Below are 14507 nucleotides of genomic sequence, written 5' to 3'. Positions count from 1 at the left end.
CCGGCGGGCGCGACGGGTCAGTGGCGCAGCGGCCAGGCGGTGTCGGCGTGGGCGCCGCCCGCCCCGGCGTGGCGGGCGCAGGCGTCGGTCAGGGTCTCCAGCAGCGTCAGCGGGTCGGGCAGCGGATGCTCGGGGCCGCGCAGCCAGTGCACGGTCTGCTCGCCGGGCAGCCGGGCGGGCGGGACCAGGACGTAGGAGCCCCGGCAGTGCCAGCGCAGGCCCGGGTGCTCGTCCATGGTCTCGGGGTGGCAGTCCAGTTCGCAGGGCCACCACTCGTCCTCGTCGGCGGGGGTGCCGCGGGTGAGGGTGAAGAACAGCATCCGGTCGTCGTCGCTGCCGGCGACCGGGCCGACCTCGACCCCCGCCTCCAGCAGCCGGCCGAGCGCCTCGTGGCCGGCCGCGAGCGGCACGTCCAGCACGTCGTGGACCATGCCGGTGGCGGTGACGAAGTTGGCCTGCGGCTGGTGCCGCGCCCAGCGCTCGATCTGCGCGCGGTCGGTGGTGGACTGCGTCTGCCAGGCGAAGGACACCGGGTGCCGGGCCGGGGTGGGGCAGCCGACCCGGTCGCAGGAGCAGCGGTAGCCGGACGGGTGGGCGGCGGGGGCGAGCGGCAGTCCCGCGGCGGCGGCGGCGAGCAGCAGGTCCTCCCGGCCGCCGTCCCCGGCGGCCTCCTTCGGGCGCCCTCCACGCAGCCACTGGGAGAGTTTTTCCCGCAGGCCGCTCCGGCCACCGAAGTCCGCGCTCATCTATCCCCTCGCCTCGCCGTCGTGCGTTCCAGCATGCCCCATGCTCCCACCAATCCGTGCGCCGGGGTTGGGAAGGGGTGAACTTCCCTGGTCAGCGCGGAGCGATGCCGTGGAGGGCGTAGTCGACGAGGGTGTCCGTGTAGGCGTACGAGAACGGCGCGGTGTGCTGGAGCCAGCGCTGGGCGAGCGGCGAGACGAACAGCTCCAGGGCGATGCGCGGATCGACGTCCGGGCGCACCTGCCCGGCCTCCTGGGCGGCGCGCAGCCGGTCGACGTAGAGCTGGAGCGAGGGTTCCAGGAGCTTGGCGACGAACCGGCGGCCGAGCTGCTCGTCCACCACGCCCTCGGCGGCCAGGGCCCGGGAGGGCGCCTCGAACCGGGGGTCGCGCAGCTCGTCGACGGTGGCCCGCAGCACGGCCTTGAGGTCGGCGGCGAGGTCGCCGGTGTCCGGGATGGCGTACGTCCGCTGTCCCGCCGCCCGCGCGGCCTCGTCGGCGAGGTCGAGGAACGCCTCCAGCAGGACGTCCGCCTTGGAGGACCACCAGCGGTAGATCGTCTGCTTGCCGACCCCGGCGCGGGAGGCGATGCCCTCGATGGTGGTCCTCGGGTAGCCGACCTCGCCGACGAGGGCGAGGGCGGCGTCGTAGATGGCCCGGCGGGACCGTTCGCTGCGGCGGGTGGTGTCGGGGTTCGGGGAGGCGCTCTGGCTGGACATGGGTCGAATTTATCAGGTTGACAAGACGCCACGTCTCGCCAACACTGACTAGACGAGACGCACCGTCTCGCATCATCCGAACGGCCCCCGCGGCCACGACGGGAGGAGCCCTCATGACCCGAGGCGGAGCCGGAAACATGCTGGGTGTCGGCGGAACGCGCCGCACGATGGGCCGCGAGGCGCTGCGCGGCGGCGGCCGGGGCGACACCGGGGTCGGCGCTCCGGACCCCCTGGCGCGCAAGCGGGAGTTGCTGCGCGGGCTGCGGGAGGACCGGGAGGCCCGGGAGGAGACGGAGGCGGAGGCGGAGGTGACGGAGGAATAGGAGAGGGCCGAGGCGGAAGGGGCGGGGCGGCCGGGGGGCGGCACGGATCCCGGGCGGACGCTCGGTTCCCGGGCTTCCGGGCCCCGGATCTCCCGGCGGGCTCCCGGCCGGGCCCCGAAAGGCTCACTTCGGCGGGCACCGCCGGACCGGACTCCCCGGTCGGCCGCTCCCGGCGGGTTCCGGACCCGCAACCCGTCGGCCAGGGAGGGCGTGGCCATGCCTGGGTTGCCCGCAGCGGCCGCAGTGTCCGGAGCTATTGCCTGGCGCGAATATTGAGGCGCACACGACCCCCGGTTATGACATGGTCAGATCATGAAGAGGATCGCAACGGGGGCGGCAACGACACTTGCCGCAACGGCCCTTCTCACCGGCAGCATCACTACGCCCACCCATGCCGCACCGGCCTGGGACAAGACCGTCAAGTGCAAGCAGAAGGACTGGGACGACCGGGTGATTCCCACTCGCGTCGGCAACAGCAAGCTCGGCTGGAAGCACTTCTCCGGTCCGCACAACATCAAGAAGTGCAAGATCGTCAATGCCGCTCTCAACGGCAAGCCCGACAAGAAGAACGGCGCCCGCCTCGAGTACTGGGCCTATGCCTGGAACGGCAACCGCCGTGTGCAGGTCATCGTGATCGTCCAGTACGCCCGCAAGACCGCCGACGGAGATTACGACGCCGGCGCCGGCCAGAAGATCGGTGTCATCACCGCCTACTGCAAGGGCATGAACAGGTGCCCGAACTGGCTCAACCAGTGACATCGTTTGACGCGTGACTCTCACGTACGACGACATCGCGGAGCAGCAGGCGGACATCGTCCGTCTGCTGCTCCACCACATCCACGCCCCCCTGCCCGATGGCCGATTCATCCGGGGTGTCCTGCCCTCGCCGTCTCCTGTCGCAGGGGTCCGGATCGCCACTGGCCCTCAACATGCCGGTTTTCCGGGTGGCTTGACGGTCTGGGAGATCCCTCTTCGCACCGTCGACGACCCCGAGGAGCTGGCGGGCGCGAATGACGTCCTCGGCCTCGTGCGTGCCTTGAACACCGGCACCCGTATCTTCACCAGCAGCCGTGCCGACACGGTGATGGGCATGGCCCTCATCCATGTGGATCCTGCGCAGGTCGCTCCCGTCGGGCCGGGGGAGCGCGACAACGCCTTCACCATCCTGCGCACTCTCACCTACCCCTGGACAGAGGAACAGCCCGACCCTCGGCTGCGCGGATTCCTCCTCCAGGGCCCCGACCGGATGCGCCTGTACGTCGACCACGAAGAAGCCACCGACGTGGTCGCCGCCGACGTACGACCGTCCGGTGCCCTGACCGCCCTGCTCGCGGCCCTTCCCTCCCTGGTCGAGGAGGTGGAACGGACCGTGCCGGGCGACATCGGCGATCCGCACTGCTCCCGCTTGATCGATCTCACCGACTGGTGACCCGGGAAGCCCGGGACGCTCAGCGCCGGGATCGTCTCAGGCTGCTCCGGTTGCTCCCCGTTCGGCACAGGCGGAAAGGGATCTCTCGATCTCGGCGGCGGTCTCTCTCAACATGGTGGCGAACCACATGGTTCCGCCGAACCTGGGGATGGCGCCTCTTCGGCTGTTGGCCGAGATGATGGATCGCGCGCAGGGAGGCTCTCCCGGGGCTGTCCGCCGGCCATGCTGAACCGGTCTGGACATCCCACAACCTGCCCGGACATGACCGGGACACCCACTCACATGCCCGGAGATCTCCGAGACTGCCCGGACAGCACAGAGACAGGACCCTCACGTCCAGGGTCCCGGCCGGGGGCTGCTGGTCGACGCCCAGGCCGGGGGTCACGGCCGGATGTCACGGGGCCGGTGGCCAGGGGGCGCCCCAGTCGGTGTCGCGGGCGGCCCGGTAGTGGTCGCCGTGGCGCTTGGTGACCGTGGTGCGCCGCAGCGCGGGCTCGCTCTCGCACAGGTCGAGCAGGACCTGGCCCTTGCGGATCTGCGGCCGCCGCACGACCCGCGCGGGGGCGGGCTCCGCGGGCAGGCGGACGGCGGCGACGTAGCTGAACTTCTCGTCCTCGTACGCCAGGGAGCCGCCCTTGACCTGGCGGTGCAGGGAGGAGCGGCTGACCCGGGCCGAGAAGTGGCACCAGTCGGTGCCGGGCACGATGGGGCAGGCAGCGCTGTGCGGGCAGGGCGCGGCGATCCGGAATCCGGCGCGGACCAGCCGGTCGCGGGCCTCGATGACCCGGGCGTAGCCGTCCGGCGTGCCCGCCTCCACGATCACGACGGCCGATCCGGCGGCAGCGGCGGCCTCCACCAGGGCGGCGCGGTCGGCGGCGGTCAGCTCGTTGAGCACGTAGGAGACGGTGACGAGGTCGGCGGCGTCCAGCGGGAGGGGGCCGCCGATCCGGGCTCGTGTCCAGCGGGTGCCGTCGAGGTCCGGGTGGGCGGCTGCGATCTCCCGGCCGAGGGCGAGCGCGGGCTCGGCCCAGTCGAGCACGGTGACCGGACGGACGCCGGGCCAGGTGGCGCTGACGGCCCAGGTGGCGGCGCCGGTCCCGCCGCCCACGTCGACGTGGGCGCCGGGCGTCCAGCCGGGGGCGGCGTCGGCGAGCGCTCCGAGGGCGGACCGTACGGCGGCGAAGGTCGCGGGCATGCGGTAGGCGGCGTAGGCGACGACGTCCGCGCGGTCGCGCAGGATCGGGGCGTCGGTGGGGGTGTCGCCCCGGTAGGCGGCGATCAGCCGCGCGACCGCCTGGGCGGCGCGCTGCGGGGGGAGCCCGTCGACCAGCTCGGCAAGGGCGGCACGCAGGATGTCGGCGGGCTCGTTCACCCGCCAATCCTACGGCCGCGCGGACACCGCCCCGGCCCGGCCGGGTCCCGCCCCGGGCACCCCCGGATCACCCCGGGCACGGGCCCGCCACCGGGCGCGCGAGCAGGCCCGCCACCGGGCGCGCGAGCGGAGGCGGGGGCGCCGGCTAAGACGGGGCGAAGGCGGGGGCGGGACGCAGGCGGAGGTGGGGGCGAAGGTGCGAACAAAGACGGGGCGCTGACGGAGACACGGGCGAAGGCGAGGCGCCAGCGGAGCCACGGACGGAGGCGAGACGCCAGCGGAGGCACGGGCGAAGGCGAGGCCCAGCGGGGGCGCGGAACACACGGCGTGCACGGTGCGGGACGGGGCCGTGGGACCCGTTCCCCCGCCGTCCCCGTGACTCAGCCGTCCCCCCCTTGTCTCCGCCGTCCCCGTCCCCGCGCCCGCGCCGTCGCACCCGCATCCGCCTCTCCGCCGTCCCCGCGCCGTCGCACCCGCGCCCGCGCCGTCGCCCCCGCACCCCGCGCCGTCGTCCCCGCGCCGGCACTGCGGCCGGGAGCGCCCCGGGGACGGGCCGCACGGCGGCGGAGGTCGCGGGCAGGCGGTGGGCGGCGCAGGCGACGACGTCCACGCGGTCGCGCGGGACCGGGGCGTCGGTGGGGGTGTCGCCCCGGTAGGCGGCGATCAGCCGCGCGACCGCCCGGGCGGCGCGCTGCGGGGCTGCCTCCGCCGTTCCCGCGCCTGCCGCCGCGCCGTCGCCCCCGGGCGCCGTCGTCCCCGCGCCCGAACCGCCCCACGTGCCCGCCGGGGGGCGCCGGTGGTCACATGGCCCGGACCGCCCGGGCCACCCCCGTGGCCAGCGCCGCCCGGGGCGCGTTGTCGAACGGGCGCCGCCGGGGGTGGACGGTGTTGGCGAGGAGCACCGCGAAGGTGTCCGTGGCCCGGTCGAGGACCAGCATGGTGCCGGTGAAGCCGCAGTGCCCCGCGGCCCCCCGTCCCGCCAGCTCGCCCATGAACCAGGGCTGGTCGAGGGCGAACCCGAGCCCCGGTTCGGTCAGGAGCAGGTCCACGAAGTCGGGGCCCAGGATGCGCGCGGGACCGTGGCCGCCGCCGGCCAGCAGCGCCCGGCAGAACACCGCCAGGTCCCGCCCGGTGGAGAACAGCCCGGCGTGTCCGGCGACACCGCCCAGGGCCCAGGCGTTCTCGTCGTGGACGGTCCCCCGCACCATGCCCCGGTCCGCCTTGGCCCAGGGGCGCCGCTGGTCCTCGGTGGCCGCGGCGTCGGGGCAGGGCCCGAACCGGGTGGCGGTCATCCCCAGCGGCCGGGTGATCCCCTCGTGGACGAGGACGTCGAGGCCGCGCCCGGTGATCCGTTCCAGCAGGTGCTGGAGGAGCAGCATGTTGAGGTCGGAGTAGAGGTACGTGCCCTGCGCCCCCGCCGGCGCCTCCTCCCGCAGCCTGCGCAGCCGCTCGGGACCGTCGGGGCAGTCGTACAGCGGGAGTTCGGGCCGCAGCCCGGAGGTGTGGGTGAGCAGCTGCCGCACGGTGACGCCCCGCGATGCGGCGCCGGTGAAGTCGGGGAGGTACGCGCCGACGGCCGCGTCGATGCCGAGGGTGCCGCGCTCGATCTGCTGCACGGCGGCGACGGCCGTGAAGAGCTTGGTCAGGGAGGCGAGGTCGAAGGGGGTGCCGACGGTCATCGGCACCTTCGCCCCGTCGGGGAGTTCGGTGCCGGCGTCGGTGCGGGGGTCGTAGGCGGAGTACCGCACCGCCCAGCCCGACGCCTCCTCGACGGCGAGCACGGGCCCGCGTCCGGCTGCGACGACCAGCCCGGCCGCCCAGGGCCGCTCGCCGGTGGTGAGGGCGAGGGCGTCGGCGACGGCGCGGTGGAGCAGGCCGGGTTCGAGTCCGGCCCGCTCGGGTGTGTCGGGCCGCAGTCTGGGAACGCTCAGCGCCCTTCCCCCTCACCGCTCGCGCCCGCGGCCCGCGCCCCCGCGCCGTCCGCGCCGGCGCCCCGGGGGCGGCACAGCGCCAGCAGTCCCAGCGCCACCGCGGCGGCCACGAGCTGCACCAGGGCCATGGGCACGGCCGTGTCCTCGCCGGCGATCCCGACCAGCGGGGAGGCGAGCGCGCCGATGAGGAAGGACGAGGTGCCGAGGAGCGCGGAGGCGGACCCGGCGGCCCGTTCGACCCGCATCAGGGCGAGCGCCTGGGTGTTGGGCAGCGCCAGCCCCATGGCGGACATGAGGACGAAGAGCGCGACGGCGACGGGCACCAGCCCCACGTCCCCGAAGACACCGAGCGCCATCAGCAGCAGGACGGCCGCGGCGGCGATGACGACGAGCAGTCCGGTCACCAGTACCCGGTCCAGCCGCACCCGCCCGACCAGGAGCTTGCCGTTGATCTGCCCGACGACGATCAGCCCGACGGAGTTGGCGCCGAACAGCAGGCTGAAGGTCTGCGGGGAGGCGCCGTAGATCTCCTGGACGACGAAGGGCGACGCGGCGATGTAGGCGAACAGCGTGGCGAAGGCGAAGCCGCCCGCGAGCATGTACCCGGTGAAGGCGCGGTCGGCGAGCAGGCCGCGCATGGCGCGCAGGGCGTCGCCGACACCGCCCGCGTGGCGTTCCTCGGGCGGCAGGGTCTCGGGCAGCCGCGCCCAGACGAGGGCGCCCAGCAGCACGCCGACCGCGGTGAGGACGACGAAGACGCCGCGCCAGTCCGCGACGCGCAGGATCTGCCCGCCGATCAGCGGCGCGACGACGGGGGCGGCGCCGGAGATGAGCATGAGGGTGGAGAAGAAGCGGGCCATGGCCACGCCGTCGTACAGGTCGCGGACGACGGCGCGCGCGATGACGATGGCGGCGGCGCCCGCGAGCCCCTGTGCCAGCCGGAAGGCGATGAGGAGACCGGCGGTGGGGGCCACGACGCACAGCGCGGTGGCGAGGACGTAGAGCGCGATCCCGGTGAGGAGCGGGCGGCGGCGGCCCCACTTGTCGCTCATGGGGCCGATCACGAGCTGGCCGAGGGCCATGCCCGCCAGGCAGGCGGTGAGGGTGAGCTGGACGGTGGCGGCGGGCGCGTTCAGGGAGCGGGTGACCTCGGGCAGCGCGGGGAGGTACATGTCCATCGCCAGCGGGGGCGTGGCGGTGAGCCCGCCGAGGAGGAACGTCAGGAGCAGCCCGGCGCCCCGGGCGCCCCGCTTCCCCGGGGCTCCGGGAACCGTCGGGCCGCCCGTCCCCCGGCCGGGCCGCGCGGGGTGCGCCGCGGCGTCGTGCTCCGGCACCGGCGCCCGGTCCGGACCGGGCGCCGGTGCCGAACCGTTCGCTCCGGGTGCCGCGGCCGCTCCGGGCGCCGGTGCCGTGTCGGCCGTACCGGTCCGCCCGGCCGTGCCGGGTGCCGTCTCGTGTGCCGTGCACCCCGGTCGCGGTGTGTGCGGTACGGGTGCCCCGCGCTCGGGCATGCGCCCCTCCCTGTTCGACGGATCCGCCACCTATGCTCTCAGCTCGTACGGGTTTGACCGAACGTGATCGAGGGTGGGGCGATGTCGGCGGTGACGACCGGGCGGCGGGTGCGCTGGGGGATTCTGGCGACGGGCGGGATGGCGGCGACGTTCACGGCGGATCTGGTCGCCCTCCCGGACGCCGAGGTCGTGGCGGTGGCCTCGCGGACGGAGACGTCGGCGCGGGCCTTCGCGGAGCGGTTCGGCATACCCCGGGCGTACGGCGACTGGGAGTCGTTGGCGCGGGACGCGGAGGTCGACGTGGTCTACGTCGCCACCCCGCACGCGGCGCACCGGGCGGCGGCCGGGCTCTGTCTGGAGGCGGGCCGGGGCGTGCTGTGCGAGAAGCCGTTCACCCTGAACACGCGGGAGGCCGGGGAACTGGTCGCGCTGGCCCGCGCGCGGGGGAGCTTCCTGATGGAGGCCATGTGGATGTACTGCCATCCGCTGGTCCGGCGGCTGCGGGCGCTGGTGGCGGACGGTGCGATCGGCGAGGTGCGCGGAGTGCGGGCCGACTTCGGGCTGGCGGGGCCGTTCCCGCCCGGGCACCGGCTGCTGGACCCGGCGCAGGGCGGGGGCGCGCTGCTGGACCTCGGCGTGTATCCGGTGTCGCTCGCGCATCTGCTGCTGGGCGAGCCCTCGGACATCGCCGCGCGAGCGGTGCTCTCGGAAGAGGGCGTCGATCTCCAGACGGGTGCCCTGCTCTCGTACGAGAGCGGTGCTCTCGCTTCGGTGCACTGCTCCGTCGTCGGCGGGTCGGCCAACTCCGCCACGGTCACCGGTTCCACCGGGCGCGTGGAGGTGCCGGACGGCTTCTTCGCCCCGGAGCGCTTCGTGCTGCACCGGGACGGCCGCGATCCCGAGACCTTCACGGCCGACCCGGCCGACGGCTCCCCGGCGACCCTGGCGCACGAGGCCCGCGAGGTGATGCGCGCGCTGCGCGCCGGGGAGAGCGAGTCGCCGCTGGTGCCGCTGGACGGCACCCTCGCCGTGATGCGGACGCTGGACGCGATCCGCGACCGGGTCGGCGTCCGCTACCCGGGCGATGAGCCGTCGGCGGCGGTCACGCCGGCTTGAGCCCGGGCTCGCCGGCCTCGGTGACGAAGGAGGCGGCCGTGGTCAGCGGCGCGCCCGGGGTGGTCACGTGGGAGACCGTCCTGAAGTCGGTGCGCGCCACCTCCCTGCCGAGGGCGACCGTCGCGTAGCCGCGCAGCCCGTTGAAGAACCTCAGGTGCGGGTTGGCGGCCATCAGCGTCTTCCAGTTGGACGGCCTGGCCGTGCCGTCGCCGCCGCTGGTGATGGAACTGGTGACGATCTCGGTGCCCACGGTCCGGGAGTCCGGGTCGTCGAAGTCCCGCTTGATGTCGAAGCCGTAGTGGACGTGCACGTCGCCGGTGAGGACCATCAGGTTCTCGACCCCGGCGGCGCGCGCCCCGGCCAGGACCCGGTCCCGGGAGGCCGGGTAGCCGTCCCAGGAGTCCATGGAGACCTTGGACGGCAGGGTCGTCGCGTTGTACCGGCGGGCGAAGGTGACCTGCTGGGGCACCACGTTCCACAGGGCGTCGGAGCGGTGCCAGCCGTTGATCAGCCAGCGCTCCTGGGCGGCGCCGGTCAGGGTGCGCGACGGGTCCTCGGACTCGGGGCCCGGGTACTGCCACCCGTCGCCGTACGCCTGGTTCGAGCGGTACTGCCGGGTGTCGAGCACGTCGAACTGCGCGAGCCGCCCCCAGTGCAGCCGCCGGTGGAGCGTCAGGTCGGGGCCCCGGGGGAGCTGCGGCCGGCGCAGCGGCATGTTCTCCCAGTAGGCCCGGTAGGCGGCGGCCCGGCGGAGCAGGAACTCCTCGGCGGGGACCTCGTCCTCGGAGACGTCGCCCGCGTAGTTGTTCTCGGTCTCGTGGTCGTCCCAGGTGACGACGAAGGGGTGGGCGGCGTGCGCGGCCCGCAGGTCGGGGTCGGACTTGTAGAGGGCGTAGCGCAGCCGGTAGTCCTCCAGCGTCACCGTCTCGCGGCGGAACAGCGCGGGCAGCGTCCCGGCCGGGTAGCCGCGGGCGCCGCCGGTGTCGTTGACGGCGTACTCGTAGAGGTAGTCGCCGAGGTGGAGGACGACGTCGAGGTCCTCCTGGGCGAGGTGCCGGTACGCCGTGAAGTGGCCCTGGTCGTAGCGCTGGCAGGAGACGAGGCCGACGGTCAGCCCGGAGGGGAGGCTGCGGGCGGCGGGCGCGGTGCGGGTGCGGCCGACGGGGCTGGTGTGGCGGCCCGCGCGGAAGCGGTAGTAGTAGACGCGGCCGGGGGCGAGGTGGCCGGCCTCGACGTGGACCGCGTGGTGGAACTCGGGGTGGGCGGTGGCCCGGCCCCGCCGGACGACGCCGCGAAATCCCTCGTCGAGGGCGAGTTCCCAGTCGACGGTGACGCGGCGCGCGGGCAGCCCGCTGTCGGCCTGGAACGGGGCGGGGGCCAGCCGCGTCCAGAGCAGCACGGAGTCGGGCAGCGGGTCGCCGGAGGCGACGCCGAGGGTGAAGGGGTCGGCGGTGAGCCGCGCCGGGTCGAGTTCGGCGGCGCCGGCGGTGCCGGTGCCGGGCAGATTGACGGCGAAGGCGAGCGCGGCGGCGGCGCCGGTGCCGGTCAGGAAGCGGCGGCGGCCCATGTGGCGGGCGGCGGCGCGGAGTTCGGGCGCGTGTCCGGGCTGGCGGTGGTCGACGGATGTCATCCGGTCCTCCCCTGGCGATGGGTGCAGGGGGCATTCGAATCGCCCGGGACGACACCTCATTGGCGCGGACATGGCGAAAGCGTGTCGCGGGGATGAGTTCCCCGCGTTCCGCCACACGTACGCTGCCGAGCCATGAACACCGAGAGAACCCACGACGGGGAAGCCGCGGGCGGGCACCGCGGGGAGAGCGCGGGCGGGCACCGCGGACCCGCCCCGGAACCGCGCGCCGGGGACGCCGCGGGCGCCGCGCGCACCCCGGCCGCCGGGCGCGGCACGCCCACGAACGCCGGGCCCGGCGGGCGCGGCACGACCACGGGAGCGGGGCCCGGCGGCGGGCCGGGCTCGGGCCGGATCGCCGTGGTCACCGGCGCCGGTTCCGGCATCGGCCGGGCCGTCGCCGCCGAACTCCTGCGCGGAGGCTGGTCGGTGGTCCTCGCCGGACGGCGCCGCGCGCCCCTGGAGGAGACGGCGGCACTGGCTCCCCCGGGTGCCACGGCGCTCCCGGTCCGCGCCGACGTGTCCCGACCCGCCGACGTGGAGGCCCTGTTCGCCGCAGCGAGGGACCGCTTCCACCGGGTGGACCTGCTGTTCAACAACGCGGGGACGTTCGGTCCGGCCGGGGTCCCCGTCGAGGAACTCCCCTACGACGCCTGGCGGCAGGTGGTGGACACCAACCTCAACGGGGCGTTCCTGTGCGCGCAGGCGGCGTACCGCGCGATGAAGGAGCAGACGCCCCGGGGCGGCCGGATCATCAACAACGGCTCGGTCTCCGCACACGCCCCGCGCCCGCACTCGGTGGCGTACACGGCGACGAAGCACGCGCTGACCGGGCTCACCAAGTCCCTCTCGCTGGACGGCCGGAGACACGGCATCGCGGTGGGCCAGATCGACATCGGCAACGCGGCAACGGACATGACGGCCGGGATGGCGGCCGGGGCGCTCCAGGCGAACGGCGAGATCGCGCCGGAACCGGTGATGGACGTCGCCGACGTGGCGCGCACGGTGCGGCACATGGCGGAACTGCCACTGGAGGCGAACATGCAGTTCACGACGGTCATGGCGACGGCGATGCCGTACGTGGGGCGGGGCTGAGCCGAGCCCGGCGGCGGTCCGCGCGGCGCGTACGGCGGGCCGGGACTGCCCCTGTGGCCGGTCTTCGCACAGGCGCGCCATTGCGGCGGACCGTGGATCTGTGCTGAACTCTCCTTCACCAGAACTTCACAGACGGAGTGCTGATCCTCCGTCAGATTCCGCCGGGCGCGCAGACCATCGCGAGGGGGGGAGACGGCGGCCGTTCAACGGCACCGACTGGGGGTGGACCCGCGTGGCACCGCGGATGCACACCGGTGACGTGGAACGGCCGCCGTCCCGTACGCGGCCCCCGGCCTCCCGTGCGGAGGCGGTCACGCCTGGCCGGTCTCGAACCGCGCGATCCTGCCCTCCTCGTCGACCGTGAAGTCCCACCGGGTGCGCATCTCGCCCCAGGTGTCGTTGCGGTAGCGGGCGACGAGGGCGCGGCCCCCGTTGGACTCCCGGTCGACCTCCAGGTGCCCGTGGGAGGAGAAGATCTCCTGGTCGATCCACTGGTCGAGGTCCCGGTCGTCGCCGTCGTCGGCCATGGTGGCGTCGGGCGCGAGCAGCGCGAGGAAGGCCTCGCGGTCATGGGCGTTGACGGCGGCGACGAAGGCGCGGACGGCCGGGTCGCTGAGCCGGGTGGGCTGAATCGTCATGCCGGTCAGCGTCACACCGCCCCCGGACCCCCGCCACCCGGCCGCGCGGCGGGGCGCACGGGACGGGGCGGGGCCCTGCCGATGCCGGGGGGCCGGGGGCCGGGGCCGGACCGTGCCGGGGCCGGACCGGCCGGGTCCAGCGGCGCGAGGGCCGAGCGTACGGGCCCACCGGCGCGAGGGCCGGACACGCGAGGGCCGGACCTACGGACGGGACCGGGCCGGGCGGACGGGCGGGACCGGCCCCAGGTGCCGAGCCGGTGTCGCGGGCGGACAGGCGGACAGGCGGACAGGCGGACAGGCGGACAGGCGGACAGGCGGACAGCGCAGTCGATCACCGCTGCCGGAGCCAGGCCCTGACGGCAGACGCCGGGACCCCGGCGCGCCGGTGCCGATACCGGAACGCACGGGCGGACGGTGCCGGACCAATCGCCGGAGCCGGAGGCTGCCCGAGGTCGGAGTCGTGGGCCGGGGAACGAGGCCGGAGCGGGCACGACGGAGTCCGGCCGGGGGCCGGGGCCGAGCCCCGGGACCGAAGCCGGAGCGCACACGACGGAGCCCGGCCGGGGCCGGAACCAAGCCCGGGGACCGAAGCCGGGGGCCGGGGCCGGGCGCCACCCGAACGGCGTTTCCGGAGGGGCCCGTACCGCCCGGCGGGGTGAAGGTGGGCGGGTGGAGAGCCGTCGCCGTACGTCCGGGAGCCGAACATGACCTGCTTCGAACGCCGTGATCTGGGCCTGCTGCTGCTCCGGCTGGGCACCGGCGGGGTACTGGCGGCGCACGGCTCCCAGAAGCTGCTCGGCTGGTTCGGCGGCGGCGGGATCGAGGGGACCGGCGCGTTCATGGAGTCGGTGGGCTACGCCCCCGGCCGGACCAGTGCGATGGCGGCGGGCCTCGCGGAGACCGGCGGCGGAGCGCTGCTCGCCCTGGGCCTGGCGACCCCGGCGGCGGGCGCGGCGGCGGCCGGGGCGATGGCGGGCGCGGCGGCGGTGCACGCCCCGAACGGCTTCTTCGCGCAGGGCGGCGGCTACGAGTACGCGGCCTCGCTGGGCCTGACCGCCGTCGGTCTGGCGGTCACCGGCCCCGGCCGGATCTCCCTGGACCACGCGCTGGGCCACGCGGTCAACCGGGGCTGGATGGTCCCGGCGGCGATCGGCGCGGTGGCCGCGGCGACGGCGGTGGTCGTCGGGGCGCGCACCAAGCGGGTGCGCAGGGCGGCGGAGGGCGAGCAGGAGCCCCTGTTCCCCTGAGAGCGCCGCCGAACTCCCCCGGCGGGCGCGGGCACCGTGGGAGGCTGCGCCCCATGACCAGCGACACCCCCGGGGACGCCCCCGCCGCCCCTTCGGCCGCCGTCCCCTCCCCCTCCCCCGCCGCCGGTGCGGGCACCGCGGACCCCGTCCCCTGGGAGACCGTCGACGCCCTGTGGCGGTGGCTGGAACGGGAGCAGCCGGTGGGCGGCCGGGAGGGGCTGCTGCTGCGCGTGCTGAAGCTGTCGGAGGAGGTGGGCGAGGTCGCCGAGGCGGTGATCGGGGCGACCGGCCAGAACCCCCGCAAGGGCACCACCCACACCTGGGACGACGTGCGGGCGGAGCTGTGCGACGTCGCCCTCACGGCGCTGGTGGCCCTGCGGACCCTCACCCCGGAGCCCGGCCGGGTCTTCACCCGCCACCTGGCGCGCGTCGCGGAACGCTCCCTGACGACGGACTCCCGAACGGGCCCCGGCAAGGAGGAAGCCGCCACCGCCCGGGGATCCTCCGGCTAGGGCCTCTCGTTTGGATCAGGCCGGGCTCGCGGGGTCCGGCCTGATCCAAACGAAAGACCCTAGTGACCTGAGTCAGAGATTCTTCGTCAGATCGCGCCCATCAGCCGGATGCCGAGAGGCCGGCAGGTCCGGCCCGGCCTGCTGACATCCGGCCTCCGGCACACCGGGCAACTCGCGAGAACTACCCGAATATCTCTGACTCAGGTCACTAGGGCCGGTGGACGACGACGGAGGGGGCAGAGGGT

Annotated in this window: 14 protein-coding genes; 7 read left to right on the top strand and 7 right to left on the bottom strand. The window is 75.1% G+C overall.

Annotation, left to right across the window (positions count from 1 at the left end; all coding sequences use genetic code 11):
- Positions 1-17: 17 nt before the first annotated feature.
- Together ACZ7LB_RS01190 and ACZ7LB_RS01185 are read right to left on the bottom strand one after the other, a co-directional pair.
- The gene (locus ACZ7LB_RS01190; RefSeq protein ID WP_471464616.1) at positions 18-746 is read right to left on the bottom strand and encodes a bifunctional DNA primase/polymerase; all 729 of its coding nucleotides are present in this window, start codon (positions 744-746) and stop codon (positions 18-20) included.
- 91 nt (positions 747-837) lie between these two features.
- Positions 838-1461, bottom strand: coding sequence for a TetR/AcrR family transcriptional regulator (locus ACZ7LB_RS01185; protein WP_471464614.1), 624 nt, complete (start codon positions 1459-1461; stop codon positions 838-840).
- Positions 1462-1574: 113 nt separating this feature from the next.
- On the opposite strand from ACZ7LB_RS01185, the gene ACZ7LB_RS01180 reads away from it, so the two are divergent.
- The 3 genes from ACZ7LB_RS01180 to ACZ7LB_RS01170 all read left to right on the top strand — a co-directional run bounded on the left by ACZ7LB_RS01180 (position 1575) and on the right by ACZ7LB_RS01170 (position 3213).
- The gene (locus tag ACZ7LB_RS01180; RefSeq protein WP_471464612.1) at positions 1575-1784 is read left to right on the top strand and encodes a DUF6243 family protein; all 210 of its coding nucleotides are present in this window, start codon (positions 1575-1577) and stop codon (positions 1782-1784) included.
- 312 nt (positions 1785-2096) lie between these two features.
- The gene (locus tag ACZ7LB_RS01175; protein ID WP_365205607.1) at positions 2097-2540 is read left to right on the top strand and encodes a hypothetical protein; all 444 of its coding nucleotides are present in this window, start codon (positions 2097-2099) and stop codon (positions 2538-2540) included.
- Positions 2541-2733: 193 nt separating this feature from the next.
- Positions 2734-3213 carry a hypothetical protein gene (locus tag ACZ7LB_RS01170; protein ID WP_471464609.1) on the top strand — a complete coding sequence of 160 codons (480 nt, stop codon included), beginning with the start codon at positions 2734-2736 and terminating at the stop codon, positions 3211-3213.
- A gap of 394 nt (positions 3214-3607) precedes the next feature.
- On the opposite strand, the gene ACZ7LB_RS01165 is transcribed toward ACZ7LB_RS01170, so the two are convergent.
- The 3 genes from ACZ7LB_RS01165 to ACZ7LB_RS01155 form a co-directional block, all read right to left on the bottom strand.
- The gene (locus ACZ7LB_RS01165) at positions 3608-4585 is read right to left on the bottom strand and encodes a small ribosomal subunit Rsm22 family protein (RefSeq protein WP_471464607.1); all 978 of its coding nucleotides are present in this window, start codon (positions 4583-4585) and stop codon (positions 3608-3610) included.
- An 800-nt stretch (positions 4586-5385) separates the two neighbouring features.
- Positions 5386-6516, bottom strand: coding sequence for a serine hydrolase domain-containing protein (locus ACZ7LB_RS01160; RefSeq protein ID WP_471465103.1), 1131 nt, complete (start codon positions 6514-6516; stop codon positions 5386-5388).
- Positions 6513-8027: a multidrug effflux MFS transporter gene (locus ACZ7LB_RS01155; protein ID WP_471464605.1), complete on the bottom strand. Its 1515-nt coding sequence runs from the start codon at positions 8025-8027 to the stop codon at positions 6513-6515. The genes ACZ7LB_RS01160 and ACZ7LB_RS01155 overlap by 4 nt, the downstream gene beginning before the upstream one ends.
- Before the next feature lie 81 nt (positions 8028-8108).
- On the opposite strand from ACZ7LB_RS01155, the gene ACZ7LB_RS01150 reads away from it, so the two are divergent.
- A complete protein-coding gene (locus tag ACZ7LB_RS01150; protein WP_471464603.1) occupies positions 8109-9143 on the top strand; it encodes a Gfo/Idh/MocA family protein in 1035 nt (344 codons plus the stop codon).
- Here the strand turns inward: ACZ7LB_RS01150 and ACZ7LB_RS01145 are convergent.
- Positions 9130-10773, bottom strand: a complete 1644-nt coding sequence (locus tag ACZ7LB_RS01145; RefSeq protein WP_471464601.1) for an alkaline phosphatase D family protein — start codon at positions 10771-10773, stop codon at positions 9130-9132. The two genes, ACZ7LB_RS01150 and ACZ7LB_RS01145, sit on opposite strands and share 14 nt — an antisense overlap.
- Before the next feature lie 357 nt (positions 10774-11130).
- On the opposite strand from ACZ7LB_RS01145, the gene ACZ7LB_RS01140 reads away from it, so the two are divergent.
- Positions 11131-11865, top strand: coding sequence for an SDR family oxidoreductase (locus ACZ7LB_RS01140; RefSeq protein WP_471465102.1), 735 nt, complete (start codon positions 11131-11133; stop codon positions 11863-11865).
- Positions 11866-12176: 311 nt separating this feature from the next.
- Here ACZ7LB_RS01140 and ACZ7LB_RS01135 read toward each other — a convergent pair whose 3' ends face one another.
- A complete protein-coding gene (locus ACZ7LB_RS01135; RefSeq protein WP_471464599.1) occupies positions 12177-12503 on the bottom strand; it encodes a nuclear transport factor 2 family protein in 327 nt (108 codons plus the stop codon).
- 704 nt (positions 12504-13207) lie between these two features.
- On the opposite strand from ACZ7LB_RS01135, the gene ACZ7LB_RS01130 reads away from it, so the two are divergent.
- Both ACZ7LB_RS01130 and ACZ7LB_RS01125 read left to right on the top strand, forming a co-directional pair.
- Positions 13208-13750 (top strand): DoxX family protein, encoded by a 543-nt coding sequence (locus ACZ7LB_RS01130; RefSeq protein WP_471464597.1) that lies wholly within the window; start codon positions 13208-13210, stop codon positions 13748-13750.
- A 53-nt stretch (positions 13751-13803) separates the two neighbouring features.
- On the top strand, positions 13804-14262 hold the full coding sequence (locus ACZ7LB_RS01125) for a MazG-like family protein (RefSeq protein WP_471464595.1): 459 nt from the start codon (positions 13804-13806) through the stop codon (positions 14260-14262).
- Positions 14263-14507 lie beyond the last annotated feature (245 nt).

Source organism: Streptomyces sp. NPDC107521 (assembly GCF_055598485.1).
Note: the sequence above shows the minus strand (reverse complement) of the source record. Positions and strands in the feature narration are given on the sequence as shown.

What these genes read in the sequence shown, in the direction of transcription:
- ACZ7LB_RS01125 (WP_471464595.1), top strand. Translation starts at nt 13,804, where the DNA reads ATGACCAGCGACACCCCCGGGGACGCCCCCGCCGCCCCTTCGGCCGCC.
- ACZ7LB_RS01155 (WP_471464605.1), bottom strand. Translation starts at nt 8,027, where the DNA reads ATGCCCGAGCGCGGGGCACCCGTACCGCACACACCGCGACCGGGGTGC.
- ACZ7LB_RS01150 (WP_471464603.1), top strand. Translation starts at nt 8,109, where the DNA reads ATGTCGGCGGTGACGACCGGGCGGCGGGTGCGCTGGGGGATTCTGGCG.
- ACZ7LB_RS01175 (WP_365205607.1), top strand. Translation starts at nt 2,097, where the DNA reads ATGAAGAGGATCGCAACGGGGGCGGCAACGACACTTGCCGCAACGGCC.
- ACZ7LB_RS01180 (WP_471464612.1), top strand. Translation starts at nt 1,575, where the DNA reads ATGACCCGAGGCGGAGCCGGAAACATGCTGGGTGTCGGCGGAACGCGC.
- ACZ7LB_RS01130 (WP_471464597.1), top strand. Translation starts at nt 13,208, where the DNA reads ATGACCTGCTTCGAACGCCGTGATCTGGGCCTGCTGCTGCTCCGGCTG.
- ACZ7LB_RS01145 (WP_471464601.1), bottom strand. Translation starts at nt 10,773, where the DNA reads ATGACATCCGTCGACCACCGCCAGCCCGGACACGCGCCCGAACTCCGC.
- ACZ7LB_RS01185 (WP_471464614.1), bottom strand. Translation starts at nt 1,461, where the DNA reads ATGTCCAGCCAGAGCGCCTCCCCGAACCCCGACACCACCCGCCGCAGC.
- ACZ7LB_RS01190 (WP_471464616.1), bottom strand. Translation starts at nt 746, where the DNA reads ATGAGCGCGGACTTCGGTGGCCGGAGCGGCCTGCGGGAAAAACTCTCC.
- ACZ7LB_RS01135 (WP_471464599.1), bottom strand. Translation starts at nt 12,503, where the DNA reads ATGACGATTCAGCCCACCCGGCTCAGCGACCCGGCCGTCCGCGCCTTC.